The organism is Paenibacillus sp. J31R98, from assembly GCF_056269245.1.
This window is the reverse complement of sequence record NZ_JBWDNO010000016.1, coordinates 1-22,174: the sequence shown is the minus strand read 5'-3', so window position 1 is coordinate 22,174 and position 22,174 is coordinate 1. Positions and strand designations below refer to the sequence as shown.

The 22,174-nt window shown below is 48.9% G+C and carries 16 protein-coding genes and 1 rRNA gene; 2 read left to right on the top strand and 15 right to left on the bottom strand.

Annotated elements, in window-relative coordinates:
• Nucleotides 1-6: 6 nt before the first annotated feature.
• Genes AC0YNX_RS30615 through AC0YNX_RS30605 form a run of 3 tightly spaced genes read right to left on the bottom strand, consistent with a single transcriptional unit; the run spans nucleotide 7 to nucleotide 3,625 of the window.
• On the bottom strand, nucleotides 7-951 hold the full coding sequence (locus tag AC0YNX_RS30615) for an aldo/keto reductase (protein ID WP_475819462.1): 945 nt from the start codon (nucleotides 949-951) through the stop codon (nucleotides 7-9).
• Nucleotides 952-974: 23 nt separating this feature from the next.
• Nucleotides 975-2,888, bottom strand: a complete 1,914-nt coding sequence (locus tag AC0YNX_RS30610; RefSeq protein ID WP_475819461.1) for a DUF8034 domain-containing protein — start codon at nucleotides 2,886-2,888, stop codon at nucleotides 975-977.
• A complete protein-coding gene (locus AC0YNX_RS30605) occupies nucleotides 2,885-3,625 on the bottom strand; it encodes a creatininase family protein (protein ID WP_475819460.1) in 741 nt (246 codons plus the stop codon). Before AC0YNX_RS30605 ends, AC0YNX_RS30610 begins: the two co-directional genes overlap by 4 nt.
• Before the next feature lie 282 nt (nucleotides 3,626-3,907).
• On the opposite strand from AC0YNX_RS30605, the gene AC0YNX_RS30600 reads away from it, so the two are divergent.
• Nucleotides 3,908-5,836 carry a glycoside hydrolase family 36 protein gene (locus AC0YNX_RS30600; RefSeq protein WP_475819459.1) on the top strand — a complete coding sequence of 643 codons (1,929 nt, stop codon included), beginning with the start codon at nucleotides 3,908-3,910 and terminating at the stop codon, nucleotides 5,834-5,836.
• An 836-nt stretch (nucleotides 5,837-6,672) separates the two neighbouring features.
• Here the strand turns inward: AC0YNX_RS30600 and AC0YNX_RS30595 are convergent.
• The 9 genes from AC0YNX_RS30595 to AC0YNX_RS30555 form a co-directional block, all read right to left on the bottom strand.
• Nucleotides 6,673-7,842: a Ger(x)C family spore germination protein gene (locus AC0YNX_RS30595; RefSeq protein WP_475819458.1), complete on the bottom strand. Its 1,170-nt coding sequence runs from the start codon at nucleotides 7,840-7,842 to the stop codon at nucleotides 6,673-6,675.
• Nucleotides 7,839-8,933 carry a GerAB/ArcD/ProY family transporter gene (locus tag AC0YNX_RS30590; RefSeq protein WP_475819457.1) on the bottom strand — a complete coding sequence of 365 codons (1,095 nt, stop codon included), beginning with the start codon at nucleotides 8,931-8,933 and terminating at the stop codon, nucleotides 7,839-7,841. The genes AC0YNX_RS30595 and AC0YNX_RS30590 overlap by 4 nt, the downstream gene beginning before the upstream one ends.
• A complete protein-coding gene (locus AC0YNX_RS30585; RefSeq protein WP_475819456.1) occupies nucleotides 8,930-10,471 on the bottom strand; it encodes a spore germination protein in 1,542 nt (513 codons plus the stop codon). Before AC0YNX_RS30585 ends, AC0YNX_RS30590 begins: the two co-directional genes overlap by 4 nt.
• A gap of 164 nt (nucleotides 10,472-10,635) precedes the next feature.
• Complete coding sequence (locus tag AC0YNX_RS30580; protein ID WP_475819455.1) at nucleotides 10,636-11,496, bottom strand: MBL fold metallo-hydrolase; 861 nt, start codon at nucleotides 11,494-11,496, stop codon at nucleotides 10,636-10,638.
• 111 nt (nucleotides 11,497-11,607) lie between these two features.
• Nucleotides 11,608-11,907 carry a hypothetical protein gene (locus AC0YNX_RS30575; RefSeq protein ID WP_475819454.1) on the bottom strand — a complete coding sequence of 100 codons (300 nt, stop codon included), beginning with the start codon at nucleotides 11,905-11,907 and terminating at the stop codon, nucleotides 11,608-11,610.
• A 243-nt stretch (nucleotides 11,908-12,150) separates the two neighbouring features.
• Nucleotides 12,151-13,689, bottom strand: a complete 1,539-nt coding sequence (locus tag AC0YNX_RS30570) for an extracellular solute-binding protein (RefSeq protein WP_475819453.1) — start codon at nucleotides 13,687-13,689, stop codon at nucleotides 12,151-12,153.
• A 69-nt stretch (nucleotides 13,690-13,758) separates the two neighbouring features.
• Nucleotides 13,759-14,646 carry a carbohydrate ABC transporter permease gene (locus AC0YNX_RS30565; protein WP_475819452.1) on the bottom strand — a complete coding sequence of 296 codons (888 nt, stop codon included), beginning with the start codon at nucleotides 14,644-14,646 and terminating at the stop codon, nucleotides 13,759-13,761.
• A gap of 18 nt (nucleotides 14,647-14,664) precedes the next feature.
• Nucleotides 14,665-15,585, bottom strand: coding sequence for an ABC transporter permease (locus AC0YNX_RS30560; RefSeq protein ID WP_475819451.1), 921 nt, complete (start codon nucleotides 15,583-15,585; stop codon nucleotides 14,665-14,667).
• Nucleotides 15,586-15,843: 258 nt separating this feature from the next.
• Complete coding sequence (locus tag AC0YNX_RS30555; protein ID WP_475819450.1) at nucleotides 15,844-18,210, bottom strand: AraC family transcriptional regulator; 2,367 nt, start codon at nucleotides 18,208-18,210, stop codon at nucleotides 15,844-15,846.
• A 207-nt stretch (nucleotides 18,211-18,417) separates the two neighbouring features.
• Here AC0YNX_RS30555 and AC0YNX_RS30550 point away from each other — a divergent pair, with 207 nt between their 5' ends.
• On the top strand, nucleotides 18,418-18,687 hold the full coding sequence (locus tag AC0YNX_RS30550) for a hypothetical protein (RefSeq protein WP_475819449.1): 270 nt from the start codon (nucleotides 18,418-18,420) through the stop codon (nucleotides 18,685-18,687).
• Nucleotides 18,688-18,752: 65 nt separating this feature from the next.
• Here the strand turns inward: AC0YNX_RS30550 and AC0YNX_RS30545 are convergent, their stop codons facing one another.
• The 3 genes from AC0YNX_RS30545 to AC0YNX_RS30535 form a co-directional block, all read right to left on the bottom strand.
• Nucleotides 18,753-20,825 (bottom strand): DUF4832 domain-containing protein, encoded by a 2,073-nt coding sequence (locus AC0YNX_RS30545; protein ID WP_475819448.1) that lies wholly within the window; start codon nucleotides 20,823-20,825, stop codon nucleotides 18,753-18,755.
• A 289-nt stretch (nucleotides 20,826-21,114) separates the two neighbouring features.
• The gene (locus tag AC0YNX_RS30540; protein ID WP_475819447.1) at nucleotides 21,115-21,900 is read right to left on the bottom strand and encodes an aldo/keto reductase; all 786 of its coding nucleotides are present in this window, start codon (nucleotides 21,898-21,900) and stop codon (nucleotides 21,115-21,117) included.
• A gap of 183 nt (nucleotides 21,901-22,083) precedes the next feature.
• Nucleotides 22,084-22,174: ribosomal RNA gene (locus AC0YNX_RS30535) — 23S ribosomal RNA — on the bottom strand; the annotation flags it as partial.

The following is a 22,174-nucleotide window of genomic DNA, read 5'->3' as shown; positions in this document are numbered from 1 at the left end:
AACCTCCTACTCTCGCGGCAGCTGATTATACCACTGCTCGACCTTCTGCCAGAACGACTCCGGTATCGTCCGCTCCAGCGATGCAATCGTATTCGCCACATCTTCCAATTTGCTCGGTCCCGACAGCGTAATATCAATCTGCTGCTGTCGCAGCGGGAATTGCAGCGCGACGTCAGTAATGGAGACTCCACTCGCGGCGCATAGCTCATACAGCTCGCTCGCCAGCTTCTGCCGCAATATAAGCTCGGGTACGCCAGGGGGAATCTCTACCTCCATCGGCGGTAGCCCGCAGAACAAGCCCGTCAAGAGCGGACTTGCATTGATGACGCCGCGTCCAAGCCGGCTTGCCTCGGCAATCAACGAAGCCGCACTAGGATCAACCGGCGTGTAGTCCGAATAGGTCAAGATCGTATCGAACCGGCCGTCATTAGCGGCAACTGCGAGCAAATCATGCTGCCTTGTCGCAAGTCCAATGTTTCGGATCACGCCGCGCTCCTTCGCCTCAAGCAGCATAGGAAGCACGCCGTCCTCGGCAAGTACATTCGTGAGTACGTTCGGATCATGCACTTGAAAGAGATCGATATAGTCCGTCCGTAGCCGCAGCAGACTCTGCTCAAGGCTAAGCTTTGCTAGCGCCACCGCTTCCTGCACCGTCAAATCTTCGCGCACGTGCACCTTCGAGGCAAGAAACAGCGACTCCCGCGGCACCTGAGCGAGAAAATGACCCACGATGCACTCGCTCTCGCCATAAGCGACCGAGGTATCGAAGTACCGAAAACCGCTGTCATACGCAAGCTTCAGCACTGCTGCTTCACGGTCCATAGTCTCTACATCCATCGAGCCTCTGCCGAGCCAAGCGCAGCCGACTCCATATGGAATCCGGTTTCCAGCTGCGGTTTGCAGCCAGTACCGGCTTATAATCTGTTTGATCTCGCCTTTTTCTGCCGCCATATCCATACTTTTATTCAACTCCTCTACCGATTTCCCACTGTATAGGATGAATCATGAGCAAACCGCTTCACGCCGAGATGAAGCGTAATTTCGCAGCCAGGCAGAAGCGTCACCTCAAGCACGTTATCTTCAATAACGGCTTCCTCCATACTATCGTCAGCCGTGCTTCTCGTCCGGTATGCGACCGTCGTAAATTGATGCTCCCCGAAAGTCCCCGCATAAATCGCCAGCTCCCTCGCCTGCGACACGCTTAGATTGACCAGCTTCACGGTCAACCCTTCGGCATCCATATGCTCAACGAGCGCGCCAACATCTGTCGGCAATCCTGGACGCCCTCGCTCCAGATCCGCATATCTGACGCTCGCCATCAGGAGACCGCCGTTATAATCCGGCAGTGGCGCGCCAAGCGTCAGCTGCGTCAGCCCTTCCGCCGTCACCGGATTACGCACCTGCAAATACCAGTCGCCGTACGTAGAAGGGTCCTGCGTGTCGTCTCTCATGAACTGCAGCCGTCCATAAACTTGCTCGATATTGTGCATCAGAATGTCTTCCGGGTACTCGGGGTAGTCGCCCTGCAAGTAGCTGATCCACGCCTGCTCATGCCCGCCTTGATCCTTCTTGCGGAGCCTGTTCACCCGCTCCCATTCCCTCGATGTGCTATTACGAATCGTCGCGAGCCGCGCGAGATCTGCCTCTTCGCGCGACATGTTCCACAGATGAGCGATATAGCGGGAGTCCATCGGTAAATACTCGAACCAGCCGTCATTGGCGTACATCTCGTCCCGCTCATTCTTCAATGCGGGCTCACAGTTGTAAGCCGCACGCTCGAAGGGATCGCCCTTCTTGTGCGGGACATACAGCGTTCCGCCGTGCCGGACGCCAAGCTTAATCAGCAGGTCGATTTGCGATCGCGGCAGATCGAGATAAGCGGTATCCTGAAACAGCAGCATCGCATTCTGAGCCGCGATAACCGCTGCATCGCCGACAGTCTCCCACCCATGCGGCCATGTCCAGCCGTAATAACCGCCGTACCATTTTCCCCCGTTATGCTCGCCTACCTGGCCAGACAAGCCAACATTATCAGGCAGAATGCCGCCGTTCTGCGCGGTCCGCTCTACCCAGCCGTCCACGTAAGTACGGATCCAAGCTTTGTACTTCTCTTCACCAGTTAGCAGATAAGCGTTGGCAAGCATCGTCGTCACGGCCAAATTGACGGCAACATCTCCGTAAGCCTGACGCTCCTTCATGGCAGTGCCCATGAGTGCCGCCTTGTCATGATCTTTCAAATCATCGACGGTCTCCACGCCTGGCACATCGAGGAACGGGAGGCCGTACCATTTCTTCCAATCCTCGTAAAGCCAAGGTTCGCCGGAGAAGTTCCGGTGGCCTGGCCCCTTGCTGCCGGTATGCGCGCTCCTCAGAATATTGTGTTTCTCGTCATAGTTTGGCGCATCCGGATCCTCGTTCATATAGAAGCCGGCGAACCGCTTTGCCCTCTCGATATTCTGAGCATTCGCAGGATCTGCGAGACAGAGCAGATAGAAGAACAGATAGCCCTCTCCCTGATGGAACCAGTCGTAGCCTTGCTCATATTCCTTCACGACCATTGGATGACCGTGCCCGCTATCATATCTCGTGAATTGCTCGGTAATCGCGTCGAATTCCTTTTGCGACAGTGAGAGGAAACGGTCTGCCCCGCCGAGCAAATAGAAGAGCGGCCAGTTGTGGAAGCTTTCGTACGCATCATCGAGCGCATCAACTCCGACGTGATCCTCCTTCGTCGGCCACATGATTGTGCCGTCCGCATAAACGTACTTCTCCAGCAACGGGTCGATTGCCTCATTCATGAGATCAATCAGCTGGCGCTCCAAGAGCGCCCAATTCGGCGGCTGCCCGAATGGCAAATCCGCTACGATTGTTTGTGCGCGTCTGTTCATCCTTCTCCTCCTGCTCCTGCTCCGGTGATATGGCGAATCCATCCCTCTATGCAAAGTTCGAGCCAGAATTCCGCTTCATCCGCATTCGCTTCCTTCGCATCCAACAGCCATTCCGGCAGCCGCGATTGCTCGATCGTCTCAAGCGCCTCCATGCGTATCGTATCAGGATCGATGTGTTGAATGAGCTGCGTTTCGCCTTTTCCGGCATGGCCAATCGGCATCGGTCCAGGGTTGTCTGCCGGATAGTGCAAATACGTATCAATGCCTCCCACTTGAATGGTCGAGAAAATATTCGGGTTCGGAAGCGTGCTCGGATCCTTCCAGCCCCAAGAGTGGCCCCAGCCAAGCGCCTCTTCGCGCGTAAGCTCCGCAGCTGCGCGTCTTAAGCTCAGCGCCTGCAAACCGTCCATCCCTTGGTGATGCTGGACGATATAAATTTGCTTAAAACCGATCATGCGCAGCCTTTTCAGAAGCTCTTTGGCATAGGCGTAGAACGGTTCTGGATCAAAATCGATCTCCCCATCCTCCGGTCCTGCAGCCCACGACATCGTCGGACCGAACGCAATCGGCGGTGCCACGACGCATGGGATTCGCTTCTCCAGCTCTGTACAAATATGGCTCGCGATCATCGCATCCGTCCCAATCGGCAGATGCGGTCCGTGATATTCCACAACGCCCGAGCCCATAATGAGCGGCAGGTTATCCTGCACGGCTTGCCGTACCTGCTCTGGCCGCATACGCGTCAAATACATCGCCTGCTCCCCTTTCACTTCGTAAACTAGCTTCCTCGCGCTTACACTATAGCGCTAGCTCTTAAGGCGGCGATAGTCACTCTTTGATACATAAGTGTCTTTAGCGCACATTCGGCAGCAACAATTCGTTTCGCATGCGTTTAAGCCACTTGCGGCAACTGAGGTGGCGATACTCTTTGGAAGACCACTCGCAAAAATCTGCTTGTACGCGAAAATGATTGCGTTTACACTAGTGGTGAATATTGCCAATCTAGGGAGGTTTCAGGCGTGAAGCTACAGCTAGGCAGTCCACTTGCCGACTATTTCAGCGGCAGCAAGGTGCCCTTCTCGTTCGTTTACGGCGGGGAGCTGGCGAGTATGGATCGGTTTGAGATGAAGGAGAAGACGACGAGCAACAATGGCATAACCGTTCATGAGCGATTGTACGAGGATGAGTTGACGAAACTGCAGTGCAAAGTAGTGAGCAAAAGCTACTCAGGCGGAATTAGCGAATGGGTTGTTTCCTTCCGCAACCTGTCGGACAAGAGCTTGCCGATATTGGAGCAAGTGAGGGCAATTGACCTCGAATATGAGCTGCCGTATTCCAGTGACTCAATCCTGCATTATGCCAAAGGCTCCAGCAATCAATATGACGACTTCATGCCGCAGCGCGTCCAGATGAAAGACCGCGAGCTTCACCGCTTCACGCCTGTAGGAGGCCGCTCATCGAACGGCGTCCTGCCTTTCTTCAACTTACAGCAGGAAGATCAAGGACTTATTATCGCGATTGGCTGGTCAGGACAATGGTCGGCGGAGCTGACTTGTCCCTCGCAGAACCGTTTTGTTATTCGCGCTGGTCAAGCCAAGCTTCGCCTCTCCTTGGAGCCAGGGGAAGAAATTCGCTTGCCGAGCATCGTCCTTGTACCTTGGTCAGGCAGCAGAATCGAAGGGCAGAACAAGCTCCGCCGCTTTATTATGTCGCACAAAACGCCGAGAGTGGATGGCAGCCCAATTACCGGACCGATCACCGTCGGCTCATGGGGCGGAACGGAAACGGCTGTCCATCTGAACCGGATTCGCGCCGTGAAGGAGCTGGAACTGCCTTATAACTACTATTGGGTCGATGCCGGCTGGTATGGCGCAGCGGACAGCGATACCTCCGACGAGTTTACCGGAGAATGGTATCGCCAAGCCGGCGATTGGAACTATCACCGCAAGTATTATCCGGATGGCATTAAAGTCGTCAGCGATGCCGCTCGCGATGCCGGCATGAAGTTCCTGCTGTGGATGGAGCCGGAGCGTGCCATATACGGTAAACCGATCACGCTTGAGCATCCGGATTGGTACGTGGGCAACAAGGTAGAGGGCGAGAGTCTGCTGCTCAACCTCGGTCAGCCGGAAGCGTTGGAATGGCTGATTGGGATGATTTCGGGTCTCATCGCGGAGCACGGCATCGATCTATTCCGCCAAGACTTCAACTTCAACCCGCTTCCCTACTGGGAGAGTCTCGACACGCCGGATCGCATCGGCGCTGCCGAAGCTCATTACGTGAAAGGGCTGTACACGTTCTGGGATGAGCTGCTGCTCCGACATCCTGGCCTTATCATCGACAACTGCGCAAGCGGCGGACGCCGGATCGATATCGAGACGACTTCCCGAAGCCTCCCGCTCTGGCGAAGCGACGTGCAGTGCGTCCCTTCCGACCCAATCGCCGCGCAAACGCATGGCTTTGGCTTATCGTATTGGATCCCGCTCAGTGGAACGGCCGCGCGTTCTTCGGCGCCCTATGACGGGCGCAGCATTCTCTCTGCTGCCGCTGGCCTATCTCCATACTTCCAGTCCGATGGAACGGTCTTTCCTGATTTCCCTGTCGATGAGCTTCGTGATCGACTGCAAGAATATAGCCGGGCTAGAGCATTCTTCGCGGGCGACTTCTATCCGCTCACGGATTGCTCGATCTCTCCGCAGGTATGGCTGGCGTATCAGCTGGACCGTCCCGACTTGAGGCAAGGCATTGTCGCCGCTTTCCGCAGGCAGGAGAGCCCTTTCGTAACTGCAGTCTTCCAGCTGAACGGCATTGATGCGGAGGCGAATTACGAGCTGGAAGACGCGGATACGAAAGAAACCCAAGTCATCCGAGGCGCAGCGCTGCAGATGTTGCAAGTCGAAATCGGGGATTACAGGCAGAGCAAACTATACTTTTATCGAAAGCAATAATCTGCTCTCGGCGGCCGGAGCGGCGTGGCTGATTCCTGATCTGAGAGTGCCGAATCTGCACTCTCAGAGCTTCAATCGGCTGATGGGTTTTAGAGCTGAGAGCACGTATGTGTTCTCTCAGCTTACTTTCGGCGCATTTTTGGAGCTGAGAGCACATATGTGTTCTCTCAGCTACAGAATATCGGTTAGTTTGTCTGGTTTCGACGCTGAGAGCACATATAGGTTCTCTTCAGCTTACTTTCGGCGCATTTTGGTCGCTGAGAGCACATATGTGTTCTTTCAGCTGCAAAGTAGCGGTTAGTTTGTAGTGTTTTCCACTCTCGCCGGACGGAAGGCGAGAGAAAGTGCCGTTTAAGCGTGTGAGAGAGGGTTTCCACTCTCTCAGCAGTGAAATTGCGTTGTAGGCGGGTCTGAGAGCGGCTTTTCCCGCTCTCGGCGGCCGAATCGGCACGAAAAGGCTTGTTTTAGCGTGTGAGAGAGGGTTTCCACTCTCTCAGCAGTGAAATTGCGTTGTAGGCGGGTCTGAGAGCGGCTTTTTCCGCTCTCGACGACCGAATCGGCACGAAAGGGCTTGTTTTAGCGTGTAAAAGAGGGTTTCCACTCTCTCAGCAATGAAATTGCGTTGTAGGCGGGTCTGAGAGCGGCTTTTCCCGCTCTCGGCGGCCGAATCGTCGCAAGATGTGTTTGCCAGCTGTAGCAGCCGGGCGAGAAGTTGGAGGTAGCTGATTAATAAGGAGCTAGGTGGCCTGATGCCTAGCTCCTTTGCCTTTGCCATCGCTCACACCGTGCCCGTGCCCGTGCCCGTGCCCTTGCCCTCTAGCCCTCACCCGCGCCACTCACTCCATAACGCCGAAGCTCTTAATCTCGCTCTTCACATGAACACGGACATCTGCATCTGCGAACGCCTTCTCCCACTCATTCTGAACGGTTTTCCAGCTCGGATATTGATAGGCTCTTGCATAGAGTCCGAACCCGAACGGATCGACCGAGCTTTTCTGGCATTTACGGATTAAAGCATCGATTTTGTCCGTGAGCTGGTCATTGATGATTTTCTCGATGTTGGGCTTGTCCTGCCTAGTATAATCAAAGCCCACCGTCTGCAAAGTCGTAATGACAACATTGAATTTAAAATCCAGGTCAAACCGGAATCTCCCATGCGATACCGCGGTACGCACTTTTTCCTTATATGTAGCTATATCAAACGCAATGGCGTTGTTAACCGTAGTTTCTTTGTCGCTATCCATATAACTGTCACTGTCGCTGTCACTATCCTCCTCACCCTTGGGAGGACCCAAATCAATAATTAATGAGGGTATGCCATGGATTTGATCTTGCAAAATCAACAGAAGCGTACTTTCTTGAAGCGAAAGCTGGTCAGCCATCGCATCGTCCTTATTGAGGAGCGCCGTTCCCGTTATAAAGATATCCTCTTTCTCTTTCTTGATGAGCGATATGGAAGGGGTTATCCCCTTCTCTTTCATCTGCCGACGCAGCTCCTGTAAATTTGTCAGAACCGTAATATTCGTCTGGTTCGCCGTATCGATCAGCTTGCTCATATGCAAGGACAGACGCGGCTTATCCGCAGGCTTAAATTCAAAAATATCCTTTACTGGTCCATCAACGATGATTGCCCGCGGCGTTTCAGTCAGCCTCGGAACGCGATAGAAAATATCAAACAACTTAAACCAGCCTCTTTGCTGAAGCAGCCTCTTGCCAATTAAGATTGTCTGCAGCTTCCCGCCTGTCGTAATACCGGTTAGAACCGCATCAAATTTGGCGCGTGAAAGCCGTATCGTATCGGCGGTTACTGCTACCGTCTCCGACTTTTCCTTTGCTTCTTTGGAGAAGACAGGGCTTTGCGAATAAACCAGGAGCTCGCCGTTATTACCCACGTCAAGCCCCGTCATGAGGGAAATGGACGCATCCTCCAAATTCATCTGATCATAGCAGCCTGGCAGCAGCAGCATACCTAACAGGGCAAGCGTAATTGGGCCGAGTCGATTCATCTGAGTGCCCCCTTATTGCCGACAATGCTTGTATAACCGAGCAGCAAGAACGGAAAAGCAAATGCGATTACCCAGCCCGATTTGCCAAACCAATCCATCATCACCATCATCACCTGAAACGATGGTTTGTAGAAAATAAAGAGCACTAACATTCCGATGGAGACAAGCCTCACGTATGGTTCATGGTCTTCCTTCCCGGCCATCCTGCTGATGCCGAATGCCCCAACGAACAAATAATGGGTCCATACTCTAATCGCCAAGAAGACATAAGCGACGAGAACAACAATCTCGACACGTTCCAGGAAGCGGAACTCCATGACTTTCAGTACTTTCAGCGTTGGAAATTGATAGGAGATGATATCGTCCGGCGAAAAGAACAAAAATGTAATGATGGTGACGGTTAAGTAAAGAATTAGCGTAATGCTGTTCCCGATGATAATACCTAAAGCCGCTTTTTCTTTATGCTTCAAGAATGGATAGAGAACGAAGCTGGTCTCAAAGCCAAGGAAAGAAAGCCCCGTCGTGTTGATGCCATTCATCACGGGTCCCCAGCCTTCTTTGAACATCGGCAGCAAATGTAACCAGTGTGCGTTTTTCAGCGGATACAAGTAGACAAGCAGCAGCCATAGGAATCCCCAGGTGCTAATTTCCGCGTATCTGCCGAGAATGCGCACTTGATTGCGGGCTAGGTTGTACGTTGGCAGGATAAACAGCAGCACCATCAAGAAGTTCGGCGTATTCGAGAGCAGCTCGACTTTGAAAAAACCGAGCAATGCCATGAAAGCAATTAGAAATCCAAACAGAAAATACGCAATGAGTACAGCATTCATGATGGCGCCGAGCGCTTTGCCGAAGTAGCGGGGAATCAGATCATACACGGTCTGATCGGGATGCTTCTTCATCACATGAGTGATTACCAAGCTGGCAAGGACGGCAAGCGCCCATCCAAACAGCAGCGACATCCATCCGTCCGTTCCGGCACGCTTGGCAAGTTCCGTTGGAAGCGACAACATGCCGAAGCCCAGTTGCGAGCCGTGGATCAGAAAGATGTATTGAAATAGCGTGACATCATTCAATGCGTACTTCTTCAACCGTTTCCACCTCGATTTGTGCCATGCTTGCGCTTCTGAATCGCTCTCGTGCTGAGTGGCCGCTTCACCATTTTCCACATCGGCAATCGAATGAGCGCATCCTTCATATCCGCGAACCGGAGCGGACTGAAAGGAGCAAAATAAGGAGTGCCAAGCGATTCCAGTGCGATTAAATGTCCAAGCACCAAGAGCATGCCGATGCCTACGCCGAGCAGTCCATATACGAATGCGGCAAGCATCATCGGGAAGCGAATTAAGCGGATCGCCGCAGACATATCATTATTCGGAATAATAAACGAAGCCAAGGCTGTCAGCGATACGACGATAACCATGATATTGCTAACAACCCCAGCCTGTACGGTCGCTTGTCCGATTACGATTGCCCCAACGATGCCCACCGTCTGCCCGATTGGCGCCGGAAGCCTAATCCCTGCCTCCTTCAGCATTTCGAGCGTGAGCTCCATAATTAAAGCCTCTATGATCGGCGGAAACGGAACGCCTTGCCTCGATTGGCCTACCGATAGCAGCAGCTTAAGAGGGATGACTTCGAAATTGTATGATATGACAGCGATATAGAACGCAGGCAGGAAGATGGTTAGGAAGAACGCTACGAACCGGAGGAGCCGGATGAACGATGAAACCTGCCACCTGATGCTGTAATCATCAACGCTTTGGAAGAACATTGCAAAATTCGCCGGACCGATCAACACCTCTGGCGATTTATCGACGACCACGGCCAGCCTGCCTTGCAGAATTTGCGAAGCGACGGAATCGGGACGTTCGGTTGTCGTGAACTGTGGAAATGGTGAGTACGGATTATCTTCGATGTATTCTTCCAGCTCTCCGGTAGACAGAATGGCATCGATATCCACATTCTTAATCCTCTCGACCAACTCCTGCAGTACTTCCGGATTCGCCACGTCTGCTAGATATAAGATGCTGACCCTGGTCAGACCTCGTTCTCCAACTTGAATTTCGATGATTTTCATTTCGCGGTTCTGGATATATCGCCTGATAAGCGCGATATTCTGGCTGCATGTCTCAACGAATCCTTGATGAGCGCCTTTGAGCGAAGCCTCTAACTGCGGATCTTCAATGGCCCTCTGCGGCCAACCATGCGTGTCTAATAGATAAGCTGTGCCCTTATTCTCAACGAATAAGACACTTGCTCCCTGCAGAACGTCCCTCTCAATTTGATAGAGATCCGTTGCTGTCTTGATGCGGCCTACAGTGACGATATTCTCGATTTGAGGATCAGCCGCCGTTTCGTGCATGAGAGGACGCAGCACATCATGATTGATGGCTACCTTGTCCGTTAAACTATCCAAATAGATAAGAGCAGCCCGTTCTCCGGTCGCCTTGATCGGGATACGGCGCGTAACTAAGTCAGGCGACTGGCTGAGGCTTTCCTGCAGTTTCTGAATATGACTTTCCATATCCGTTCCGAGCGGCTGAGCTTCTTGCTTATGGACAGGCGGAGGTGATGACGGCATATGCCGCCGGCGCTTCCCTCTCAGAATGCTGCGAAAGAATCCCACTACCTTATCACCTCTTCCAATAAACTCTGCACTGCAATTATTGTGCATTAGAATGGATAATTTATGCATTTTCATAAAGAGCTATACAAGATTGGTTAAGGCATTTGGCAAAAATAAAAAAGCGATCGTCCCCGCTTGCCCGCGGGGAACCGATCGCCTGTTGACTAAATTTGCAAACCATCATATGCGACCTGAACGTTGAAGCTGCTCTGATCGAATACCAACTGCATGTCATCATGCAGCAGATCGTGCTTGTGATTAATATGTGTCGCATAAATGGAGGTTTGTCCATCAATAAGCTGGATAGCCTTCATGCGTTCCAGCATAAGGAGGAAATTCGGAATGTCGAGATGGCCCTCCACATGTATCCCGCGATCCTGCCTTCCGCCAAACGTACACTCCATGATGAGGATGTCGAGCTTCTTGCCCTCCAGATAGGCCCATGTTTCCTCGCTGTACCAGCCAGTATCGCTTGCATAGAGCATCGTTTGTCCACCTGGCAATCCAATTAAATAATTATTCGCCAGCTCACCTTCACCAAATGCACGATGACTTCCTTTGACCGGCGTGACGAGCAGCTCCCCAACCGAATAAGTCTCGTAATATTCAAGCGGTATCAAGTTGTATCTGCTCTTTAATTCCAATCTTTGCTCTGAGCTAAGATGTGTTGTATAACCATCCATTAATCGTTCAGCCCATGAGAGCGCAGTCTTGCTTAAATAGATGTTCACCGGCCTCGGGTTCGGATCAACCGCGCAATCCTTCACGATAATTTCAGCGAGATCGAAATGGTCTTCGTGCGTATGCGTAATCAGCAGATGCTCCAATTCAAACACATCGAGACCCAGCATAAGCATTTGAGAAAAAATATCCGGACTAAAATCAATCTGATGCTTCCCGTCAATGCGGAAGGAGGATCTTGTGCGAATGTCTTTGCCCTTACGCTTCCTTACTTCGTTGCAGTAATCACAGCGGCAGTAGTAACATGGGAGTCCCTCAGCAGCTCCAGTGCCCAAAAAGATCATAATAGACCCTCCGATTATCGTAATAGAGTGATATTACCATAAACTAGAATGCTGCAGAAGATGTAATAAGGCCGCCGATTAACGGCAGCCCTATTACAAAACGGATTCATTTTACAACATAGGAGGACTCATGTCAGAAATAAAGATAAGCTCATTCTGATTAAAGAGCTGCTCCTCGACAAGAATACCAAACTCATTGATACCTGTAACAGCTAGCAATACATTAGGCACGCCAGCGGACAACGCATCCAGTTGGACCTCGTAAGTGACATTTCCCGCGATAAAAAACTCCCGAACATCATAGGAATTCGCAGGTACTGTATACGCAAGATGGTAGGCCGTGTAGAAGATGCTAGAATCAACAGAGGCAAAGATTTCAGCAACAATGGTTACTGGGTTAATCAGATCCAAGTTTCGAGTACTAATTACAATATTAGATGACGCTGTGCCAAAATCTCTAGTATTCGTTACTGGGCCAGTTGAATAAGGCATGGTATCTCACCTCACTTTCTTAGTGGACATGCCTTATTCTATGAAAATGATGAAAGATTAGATTGGGCAGGTGTCTTCCACAATCATATATTTTACAAAATTAACCATTTTATTTAAAAAGCTGTATGGCTCCATTAGAGTCATACAGCTTTTGCTCAGTAATTACTTGCCGTTAGCTGCTTTCCATGCATCTACTTGCTTCTGCATTTCGGCAAGCAATTCATCCAAGCCGGCTTTCTTCAATTTCTCATTCATTTTCGGAAGAGTTGTCTCAGGATCCAACGCCCCTGTGATCAAGCCGGATTTGAATTCGCCGACTACTGACGCCACTTGCGCCATTTGGCTCTTCACATGGCTTGAATCAAAGGAGAATCCTAGAATATGGGACTGTACCGATTTTGCATTCATATCTGGGCCGGCGGGAATCCACTTTGGCTGCTCCGCTCTATAACGATACGCATTAAACAAACTTCCGAATTCCCAACCAGAGTCAACCCAATAGCCGCTGTTTGGAATTTGCTCGATGAGGTCGTCGCCTTTTTTCGTGTAATGCTTGCCTTCGATACCATAATTCATCAAGTTGAACAATTGAGGATCGGAATACATCAGATCATACAGCATCATCGCTCTTGCCGGATCTTTGGACGTGCGAGGAATTGCCGTCATCGTTGCGATAATGGAACCCGTGCTCATGTAAGGCGGTCCTAGATCGACTCGAACTTCATCAGGTCTAGCGTTGTCTGGATTATTGAGACCGATCTCCACGACATATTTGCCTGCCTTAGCGTCAGCCGATACGTCTGTCAGCGTGGGAGCATCTTTCTTGATAATGCCTTTTTCGTACCATTCATGCATAAGCTTCAGGAAGTTTTTATATTGCTCGGTTTCATAAATGTTGACGATCTTCGTGGAATCGTCGTCCGTCAGCACTACCCCCGGGTTTGTATCCGAGAAATATTCGATACCGAGCGCAGAACCGATATAAGTAAGCAGATCGTCGTTGCCTTTCACTTTCACTCCGTATTTGCCCGGCTCGCCTGCAGCTACTTTCTCCAGGAATGGCGTTAAATCATCGATCTTTTTAATGCTGGAAGCATCTAATCCGTATTTATCTGCCATATCTTTCTTGATATGAAGACCCGGAGCGCGTCCAAGTACTTGAGTATTAATGATGCCGTACAGTTTTCCGTTGATTTTGGCCGCATCCCATGCGGTCGCAGGCACTTGCTCCAGAATATGCTTGCCATACTGCTGCAGCAGATCGGTTATATCCAGATAAGCGTCTTTTCCCACATTCGTCACGTAATCGTTCGTCCAGTTGGAAGTGAACATCAGATCTACTTTCTCGCCGGATGCCAGTACGGTTTTCATTTTTTGATCATATTGGCCCCAGTCTACCCACTGGATGTCAACCGTGGCATTGATCTTCTCTTTAATGATTTTGTTCATTTCCGCCTCGACGGCATCGGCGTCCGGGAATATGCCGTTTGGAAGATACCATTTAATCTCATAGGGTTCGAGTTTAGCTGGTTCCTCTGAATTCTTGTTCTCGAAACCGGAGTTCGATGCTTGGCCGGAAGCATCCGAACTTGCAGTGCCCCCATTATTATCGTCTTTTGCTCCGCAACCACTCAAAATCATGCCTAGCGACAGTACAGCGGATAAAGCCAAAGTCATGGTCTTACGTTTTTGAAAAACCATTGGTATTAAGCCTCCCTATTGAGTTCTTTTCTATTGTAAACCGTCCTACGGTGTACAACCACAGTTTGTCTACCCTTTTACGGCGCCAAGGGTTAAACCTCTGACGATAAATTTCTGGAAAAAAGGGAACGCGAGGAACATCGGCCCAATTGCAAGCACCGCGATCGCCATCCTGGCGGATTCCCCAGGAATTTGCTCCATGTTGATATTCAACCCTTTTTGCATATCGCTGGTCAGAAACTCGAGGTTAGACATGATTCGTTGCAGCATGAACTGAAGCGGTACGAGCTTGTCGTTGGAAATATAGAGCATCGCGAGCCACCAATCGTTCCAGAACGCCAGCGCATAGAACAAACCGACTGTAGCAAGTGCGGGTTTACAAAGTGGCAGGATTACTTTCAAATAAATGGAGAGTTCACCTGCACCGTCGATTTTTGCTGATTCGATGACTTCAAAGGGCAGCCCTGCCATGAAGCCCCTCATTAACATGGCGAAGAGAGAGCTGACGCCATAGGGTAATATAAGTGCCCAGATCGTGTCTTGCAAATGCAATAGTTTCGTAACGACCAAATAACTAGGCACCAGACCGGCGTTGAAAACCATCGGAAGCAATACAAATAGCGTCGTAGCCTTGGCGTAACGATAATCTTTGCGAATCATTGTGTAAGCAACGGAAGAGGTTAAGAGCAAGCTTAGTGCCGTCCCGACGCCAGTCACGAAGATTGTAACCAGATAGGAGCGCAGCAGCATGCCAGGTGTTTGCAACAAATAATCGTAAGCAATGAATGAAAAATGCTTCGGTATTAATCGATACCCGTACTGGACGATATCGGCGTCCGAAGAGAAGGACACAGCCAGCATGTATACAATCGGAATCGCAGTGATTATGCAAATGACGGTAAAGAACGAACCGTTCAGCAGTGAGAACATACGGCTGGATAATGTTTTGGTAGTCATGATGATCCCCCCCCCCCCCTAGAACAACGCGCTGTCGCCATCGATTTTTTTGACAATCCGATTCGTGACCAGAACGCATACCAAACCGACAATCGCTTGATACAACCCCACAGCGGAAGCCATGCCTAAGTCACCGACTACGCGCAAAGACCGGTAAACGTAAGTGTCAATGACGTCGGTCGCCTCGTAGAGCATTCCAGAGTCTCTCGGAACGAAGTAAAACAACCCGAAATCCGAGTAAAAGATTCTTCCCACGTTCAAGATGAACATTAAGAGGATGAGAGGAACGATGAGCGGATACGAAATGCGAACGATTTGCTGAAATCTGGAAGCGCCGTCGATTTGTGCAGCTTCATAATAACTCGGATCAATGGACATCAATCCGGTATAGAAAATGATTGCCGTGTACCCGACATTCTTCCAAAGGTACGTTACAATCAGCACCCATGGCCAATATTTCGGATCCGAATACCAATCGACCGGAGTCAGATGAAAAGCGGTTAATAGCTTGTTAATTGCCCCGTAAGAAGGATTGAGAAGAATGTAGGCTAAATATCCAACGACAACCCAAGATAAGAAATACGGAAAGAAAAGAACTGTCTGGAACAAGCGAACCGCTCTTCTTCCCATCTCAGCCAGCAATATTCCGCAAACGACGGATGCCGCGATTCCAATTAAAATAAATGCCCCATTCAACAGCAGCGTGTTCCTCGTTACCCGCATTGCGTCTTGCGAAGTGAAGAAGAACTCGAAATTCTTGAATCCAACCCAATCGCTTCCCCAGATTCCTTTCGCGTAATTCATATCTTTAAACGCGATGATCGATCCGAACATGGGCAAGTAGTAGAAAATGAATACAAACGCTAGCGCTGGCAAGCTGATCAAGAATAATGCGTACGATCGTTTGAAATGCCAGGCTTCCTTTTTGAGAAAATCCATCGTGGCTATGCCTCCTCCTTCTGTTTGATCGCCATGGACTTTGCCGATGACTCGAATGTACAAGATGCCGGGGGAGGATGAATACTGTTCATTTTCGTTCGACCGGAGGCAGTCGACCGCAGTTTTTGGTTACTGCAGCTGGTCCAGTACTGTACTTTTTAGTTGAATCCGCTGCTGCGGACTGAACTTTTTAATCGAAAAACAAAAAAAATGCCCATTTGGCGGGCATTTTTCATCAATATAGCGGTGTGCGGCTATCTATTTATCCGTTGTCCTCTGCGCGATATATTCGCGAGGCGTCAACCCGAATTTGCTTTTGAACACTTTATAGAAATAACTTTCGCTCTCAAAACCAACCTTCAGAAGGACCTCCCCGATACTAAGACGAGAATTCTCCAGCCATTCAATGGCATGCTTCAGCCTGGTATGGTTGATATATTCCGGAATGGAGAGCTGCTCATACTGCTTGAATATCTTCCCTACCCGTGCTGCCGGAATGTTGAGAATGCCCCCAATATAACCTGCACCTAAGTCTCTGTTATCGAAGTGTTCCTGGATAATTTCCTTGATCGTCTCAGCCGTTGCTTCGTCAGGATGAATTTCAGTCGCTTTAAACTCGTTCATCACTGTTTTTAATACATCAGTAAGACGAACATGGAACTCTTCAATCGTTTCCAGCTCCATCAATTCTTTGCCTAACATAAGAGACTGAACGGCAATGGGCCTTCTTCGCGATTGATTAATTTCGAATATGGCGCTTTTGAGCTGATTTACAACATGCATTAACAACGGCGAGACTATATGAATATCCAGCTTCTTCGTCTCATCGACGATTTCAGCAAGTGCTGACTCTGCGCCTTTACTATCGCTTCTTTTTACGCATTCAATGAATTTACGCTCTTTCAAAAATGCCTGTTCCGCATTCGATTGGCGTAAATCGCTCTGAACGGAGTCAGGAGAAATTATAGACATCTTCCCAAATATAAACCGATACGCCGATAGATTAATGATGGATTGGTAAACGGTCGCTAAGTTTCGGTAGTCTGCCACCGCTTCGCCTAAAGACGCCGTGATGGTTACACCATACGATTGGTTTATAAACTGCTGTGCCTCTTGAATAGCCGACCGCAATCTGATTTCAATTAATTTCTGTTCGGCATTCACATTAAAAACGAGCACGAAATCATCGTTCTTCATATCTACGATTTCCGTATTAAACGCTCGATTCACTGTTTCGACGAATACGTTTGCAATTGCGAACCGAATTAACTCTCTGTCACTCGCGCTATAAGACTCTGAGAACAACGGATAGTCGTCGATCTTAATTAAACATGCTCCGAAAGGATGGTTAGGCATGAAGGCAAGGTTCTCTTCTGTGATCGCTGCCTGAAATTCCTGAGCAGAGACAGAATAGCTGTTCATGAGCAATCGGCGCAAAAAATAAGTTTTCTTCATATGGCGAATCGAGTGCTTCTCGAGGTTATATTTCTCTACTTGATCCGCAGAAGTACGATAAGCTTCCAGCAAGAAGGAAAACTCGTCGACCGGGCTTTCGCCATTTCCGTTCTTCGAATCTTGGGAACGTACGTGAGATACCAGTGTCTGTATGGGACGATATAGCCCTCTTGTTAAGGATAATGAGCCCAATAAAGCCAGGATGAGAACGATCAGAGTAATGATGATGATGCTTGTCCTTAAACTTTTCACATAATGATACGCATCGTCGTAAGGAACGGTTTTCAATAGAACCCAGTCCATGCCTTCAAGCGGAATATAAGTAGCTAAATACTTCTTGCCTCCGGACATAAGCGTGAAGTAATTCGCTTTGGCTGATCCATTCGTCACTTGGTTTGAACCGCGACGCTCCTTGTAGGTAGCACTTAGATCTTGTTGGAGAAGTCCATTGTCTTGGCTCGGATCTTCGTTCACACTAATGAATTGATTATGCTCGTTCAATATATACAGCTGATCATTCCCATTGTCATTCGCAACGCTATTGATCGCTTTAATATTGTTGAAGAGCCACTCGAGCTTAATATTCAATATGACAGCGCCATCCATGCGTTTATTTGGATCCAACATTTCATACATCGCGTAACTGAATACACGCTCTTGTCGCACTTCTCCGTCTCCAGTGCTTATCGACACGTTCCGAATGATCGGCTTTAACGCCTGCGGAGCTCCTTGGGAGGCAATCAACTTTTCCCAGGCGGTATCTTCGTAATCGAAACCTTTGGTTGAGTAATATCTTTTCTTCACATTGTTATAAATAAATATAGACTCAACGAATGAGTTGTTCTGGATGATGGAACTGTTCAGCTTATTCACGATATTCATCTGATCGAATGACTCGTCTTCGTTATAATACATCAACGTTCGTACATCATTGTTATAGTAAGTCGTGATGGTCAAGTTTTTCATCATTTTGTCGAAATACTCGATATTGTATTTCACCTGATTGACGATCTTCTGGCTGCTTGTGTACTCAAGGTCGAACACTTTACGCTGAACGTTATAGTAGACGAAACTTGATAAAATGGAAGCGATAACAAAAATAAACACTGTGAGCCAAAGAAATATACGTATCAAGTATTTCTTCTCATGAATAAGATTGCGCCAATTCATTCCCGTTCCACCTTGTCGATAATTCCGGATATAATAGAACATTATATCGGCAATCGGCCAGATGATAAATAACTTATTTGAACGAAGTCCGTATATGCGCATGGCTTCGTCAATAATTCCAACAAAAAGACAACAAAGAGCGACATCATTACCTCCTAATAAATGGTATTATTGTCCCAGATTATAAAATTGAATGGGGCGGTTCATATGGACCAAGACAAACAGCAGCAAATTCATGATTTCGTTAGACTCATCCAAGGTTTTTCCGAAATGACCAACACGATTAGCTTAGAATGGTCGAATTTGAACAATGCCAATTGGGTAGCCGTGAATGTTCGCGAGTACCCTTTTCAGTATTCGATCGATATTATGAAGATTAAAATCAGCGAATGGGCGGAAGCGCTTTCAAATCAGGCTGAATCGAGAGCACAAGTAATGGAAAATTGGATGCATCCGGAAAAAGTAGAATCAAGCTAAACCATAAAAAGGATCCGCGGATTAACCGAGGATCCTTTTTATTTTCACGCTCGCCGATCTCATCCTCATCTTAGAGTGAGCTGGATCCGGTCGAAGTCCGGAGCCCATCCGCTAGCGTTTGCCAACTTAATTATATTGTCTCCTGCTTTTAGCTGAGCATTAACTTGCAAAGTACCGACTGTAGACCAGCTGCCCGTAGCCGGGAAAGTTAAGTTAGCGATCGCACCATTTATAGTAATTCGAGCCGCTCTTGCAGTCGTATCCCCATTCACATAGGAAATAATCAAGATATACGTTCCAGCAGTTGCCACGTTAACTCGGTTGAACTGGAGAGTACCGCTATTGTTGCCGACGTAGCCAACTTTTGAACCGCCTGAGCAAGAGCTGCAAGCTACTACGGCAGCGCCGCCTGCAAGCGTATTGGCAGAAGACTCCGCTTCGATCGATATTGTAGCGCTATTCGTCGTTACGCTAAGCGTGTTGCTGTTCCCCGATACATTGCCTGCCGCATCTTTCGCTCTAACCATATAGGAATAGTTGGTCGATGCTGTAAGCCCAGTATCGGTGTATGAAGTGCTTGTTGTGGTTGCGGCGATACTACCGTTCCGTAAGATTTCGTAGGCAGTTACGCCGATATTATCCGTCGAAGCCGACCAGCTGAGGCTGATGCTGTTTGTCGTTTTAGCTGTCGAAGTTAGATTCGCTGGAACGGTTGGTGCTTGCATGTCGACGTTTCCATCGCCTATTGTTCCGTCGTACGCGCCGCTTTGCAGGCTATAACCTAGCGTCGTATCCGACTTCAAGCCTGCGAACGAACCGAGCGTTTGATTGACAGGATCCATGCCGATACCGACCTTGCCGATCGGCGTTCTACCGCCTGTGTAATAGTTCGTATTGGCAAATCGCACGCTTGGATTCCAACCGGACGGATCCAGAATAGACAGCGTAAGCGTATAAGTTCCATTAGGCAGCGTTGTCGGAAGCTTGAATGCACCATTTACTGTATTGACTGCTGGAACTTGGTTATAAGCACGTGTCGCGCTATTCCAATCTGAACCTGGCAGCCAAGTTCGGATATCGCCTTGGAACACGCCTTTCCACGCAACCGTTCCGTCACTCTTCAGCAGACTCGCCTCCACCGGCCAGTTGTAATAGAACGGAGAGGCGCCTTTGTTGGTAACCTGGAAGGACACGTTCATCGTCCCGCCTGGAGACACCGTGCCTGTAAAGGTTACCTGATTCAATACAAATCGATAGCCAAGCACCTTCTGCATGGCGGTTGCTCCGACTTCTACGGCAGCATTGCTTGCTGTATAGTCCGAGATCCATCCTAAGCTTGAGGTATGCGTCTTCATAATCCAGTCGATGACGTAGTTCGTATTAGTGGGACTGCTCAACGTTCCATTCGGACTGCCGCCTAGTTTAGACTGGTCGCCCCAGTTATAAGCGACCTCCCCGCTGTTAATCTGCGTCCGCCAAGTATTCCGTGCGATTTCCCCATTCCCGGTACTGGCATCATTCGGCAGGGCAAAGGAATCCCAATAAACTCCAAAATTAAAAGCCGTGAACGTGTCTGTATAGCGAATGAGTATTTTTTTGTTATGAAACGCTGCTTTATACGCATCACCTAGAGGTGTTTGAAAACTGAGCGGGATATGATCGTTCCCTCCAGGGAACCTGTTAGGATAAATATTGTGCTCTCCCCACTTTCCATACAATCCCAGCTCCACGAAAGCAACCCTTGGATCATTGTCCCAAGCTTGCGCAAGCTTTGCGATAAACGCCACGAGCCGGGATTTCAAGGTATCTGATAACCACTGATTGACGGGATCACCATGTGGAATCCCATTTGGCCAAAACTCTCCTGCACCAGGATAAACAATGACCACTCGAGGAACAACCTTAATGTTCTTCTTTTCAATGCCTACCCAAGCCTTATTACTCCAATCTTTGATCTTCTGAACGGTGTCCGTTGCATTCATTTCCAGATCAGTGTACTTGATGTAGTGTTTATAAATATCCGCATATTCCCGATTCGGGAAAGAACTATCGTTTACGTTGCGCGATGGTCTAAAGCCCATGATTGGATTACTGAATGCTTCCGGCGTTTCAGTCAATTTAACCGTAATGGTTGCCATTGCTACATTCGCCTCCTTAAAAACGTATTCTCCCTCAACTCCAGATTCACGTGAGCAAAGCTGCCGAGCTGAGAAGAATTCATAAATTCCGTTTCTTCATCCTTTCTCTCTTTTTAATGGAATCCGTTTCTCTATCAGTATATGAGGACGAGCACGTATGGTGACGAAAAAGAAAGAAATAGCAAGAACTATGTCATATTTGGGCTTGCTTGAGGTTTACGCAGTGGATAGCTAAATTGACCGAAAAAAAAAGAACCCGAAGCATAAGCTTCGAGTTCCTGCGACGTTATTACATCCATTCTTCAATCAGTCTATTCTCTTCCTCAGTCAAGTGGCCTCTTTGAGAAGCTTGCAGATTGGAAAGGACCCACTCTTTCTTCCTCATTGAAACGATGACCCGGTCGATTAGTTCCTGCCCGGACACCCACCTCAGCAGTAGATCCGCGGCCAGAGCTTTATCAGAATCTATCTCATCAAGCTTCCAGCCTCGTACGAAAGGCGATAACGCAACTGTTATAAGTCCCATCTCCTTGGCGATGGCGAACGTTTCCTTACTCCCTTGATGCGCAATATTGTAAGGAGCAAGGATATGCGTAACCGGATGACCCGCAGGAAGGCAATCAAGATGCGAAGGCTCGGCCATGCCAAGCCCGACCGTTCCTACTTTCCCTTGATCCACCCATCGTTTCGCAAGTTCCAACTCTTGTCGAAGCTTACGCTCATCATCGTGCGTATGGATAACCAGAACATCAATAAAGTCAGTTTGCAGCTCTCTTAGCATTACATCGATATGATGGGGCTCATAGCAGCTAAAACCGACCAGCTTATCGGATTGCCCCGGCAAATTGAAGAAATTCCACGCCAAAATTTCTGTTTCTTTACGTCTCCCTAAAGCACGCATAACGTTCCCGAGCGCCACCCGTTCCTGATAATAGGTCGTATCGATCAACTGAATCCCGTTATCGAGGCACTGACTGACAATCGCGCACTGTTCTTCGAACGATGCTACCGGATCATTGCCCAGTTCCTCAATGAATGAGTGTCCCCCGAGACCGAGCTTGGTTACATTCGGCATGTTTCTCAGATCCCTCCATCAATTAGATTCTATTTCTAATTATATCAATGGAACTGTCCACAGCGTAAGAAGTATAAACAATAAAAAAGCCCTTGCGTGAGCAAGAGCTTTTAGAAATTACGCCTTGAAAACTGGATACGAACCTTTGCGAAGGTTTCTTGCTTTAGCTGGATTTCACTTATTTAGGATAAGCCCTCGACCGATTAGTATTCGTCAGCTGCACACGTTGCCGCGCTTCCACCTCGAACCTATCAACCTGATCGTCTTTCAGGGG